General features: G+C 40.8%; 4 protein-coding genes. All 4 read right to left on the bottom strand.

Going from position 1 to position 1,409, the window contains the following annotated elements; genetic code table 11:
* Window positions 1-260 (bottom strand): nuclease (locus B9N62_RS10265; RefSeq protein WP_087585403.1); only part of this gene is annotated, 260 nt, incomplete at its 3' end.
* Entirely contained in the window at window positions 260-562 is a 303-nt protein-coding gene (locus B9N62_RS10260) for a hypothetical protein (RefSeq protein WP_087585402.1), read from the bottom strand. The genes B9N62_RS10260 and B9N62_RS10265, both read right to left, overlap by 1 nt.
* On the bottom strand, window positions 559-1,227 hold the full coding sequence (locus B9N62_RS10255; RefSeq protein WP_087585401.1) for a DNA-methyltransferase: 669 nt from the start codon (window positions 1,225-1,227) through the stop codon (window positions 559-561). Before B9N62_RS10255 ends, B9N62_RS10260 begins: the two co-directional genes overlap by 4 nt.
* On the bottom strand, window positions 1,227-1,409 hold a 183-nt coding region (locus B9N62_RS10590; protein ID WP_087585400.1), incomplete at its 5' end, for a hypothetical protein. The genes B9N62_RS10255 and B9N62_RS10590, both read right to left, overlap by 1 nt.

Here is a 1,409-nt window from a genome sequence, read left to right as displayed (position 1 = left end):
CTCTTTTTTGCTCGTTTCATCTCGACAAATACGATCTTGCTGGGCAAAAATACGAGCATATCGGGAAAGCCTGCGCTAGTCCCCATAGCTTTTAGTTTCTTTTTGTATTGCACGCTGGCTACTCTTTCGTTTGCTACGTGTGTAAAGGGAATTTTATTTACCCGTAGCCAGTCGGCAAAATACATCATTTCGTGATCCTCTAGCAGTACTTGCCCCGTAGCTTTCGCATATGCTAGGGTGTTTTCGTATTTTGGTATCATCAATACCCCACCTCTACGTATTCGCCCTCTCCGATAGTGGCCGTAGCCTCTGTGCGTAAACAAAAATAAAAATAATCCGAGTTTAAACTTAGCCCTGCACCCTCGCAGAACTCTATCGCGTCTTGCTCGCTTGCAAATAAGGCCACTAGCCAACTTTTTTCTATCTCGCCCGCTTCTTTGAGTGTATCAAATAAAAACCGCTCTTTGTATTTGAGTCTGCCATCGGCATCAAACCAATCGTCGCTACCCTCTATCTCGTCAAGCTCTAGCCGATACACGGCATAACTTAAAATTTCGGTCATAGTAGTCCTTTTATCGTATTTTTTAGTCTTTTCTCCGCCATTTCGCAGTATTTAACCTCTATCTCGCAGCCAATGAAGTTTCTATTTAGCTCCTTACACGCCGCCGCGGTCGTGCCACTACCCATAAATGGATCAAAAACTAACTCACCATCGCTTGAGCTAGTTAAAATCAAGCTTTTAATAATACTTAGTGGCTTTTCAGTAGGATGTCCGTATTCGCTCTTTTTTGCGTTTTGAGTAAAGAGCTTTGATCTACCTTTTATCTTGACGCCTTTGGCTCTTATGTAAAGAATGTTTTCAATGTCACTTTTAAAAGTATTATTTGTAAATGGTGCTGCGTTAGGCTTGTGCCAAAATAACTCAGCTACGTTATGCCCTTTTTCATAAGCCCAGCCCATTATCTCAGGCTTTTGTTTGGTAGAGCAAAAGATAAAAATATTTGTTTTTTTACAAATTCGTTCAAGCTCATTTAGTGTTGTTTTTACATCAAAGCCATCAGCTATCTTTGCCAAATCGCCCTTTTCATAAATAGGACACTTACCTAGCCCTCCACCTTTCGTGTGTATGATATAAGGCGGATCAGTAACAACTAAATCAACGCACGCATCAGGCATATTTTTCATAAAATTTAAGCAGTCAGTATTGTAAATTTTATTTAGCTCCATCAAAATAGCCCCTTTGTGTCATCGTCCTTATGCTTCTCGTTCCACTTTCTCATCACTTCAAGCACTCCGCTTGCATCCTTACGGCTTACCTCAAAGCTATCAAGTATCTTTTTGTTTTCGTCCGCTACCTTTGCAATTATGCTAGCTCCGCTTTCGGTTATCGTGATATATACGGCTTTCAT

It is taken from the genome of Campylobacter concisus, assembly GCF_002165785.1.
Taxonomy (GTDB): domain Bacteria; phylum Campylobacterota; class Campylobacteria; order Campylobacterales; family Campylobacteraceae; genus Campylobacter_A; species Campylobacter_A concisus_W.
Note: the sequence above shows the minus strand (reverse complement) of the source record. Positions and strands in the feature narration are given on the sequence as shown.

Bases quoted from the DNA above. Each gene is read 5' to 3' on its own strand.
- B9N62_RS10260 (WP_087585402.1), bottom strand. From the start codon at position 562: ATGACCGAAATTTTAAGTTATGCCGTGTATCGGCTAGAGCTTGACGAG.
- B9N62_RS10255 (WP_087585401.1), bottom strand. From the start codon at position 1,227: ATGGAGCTAAATAAAATTTACAATACTGACTGCTTAAATTTTATGAAA.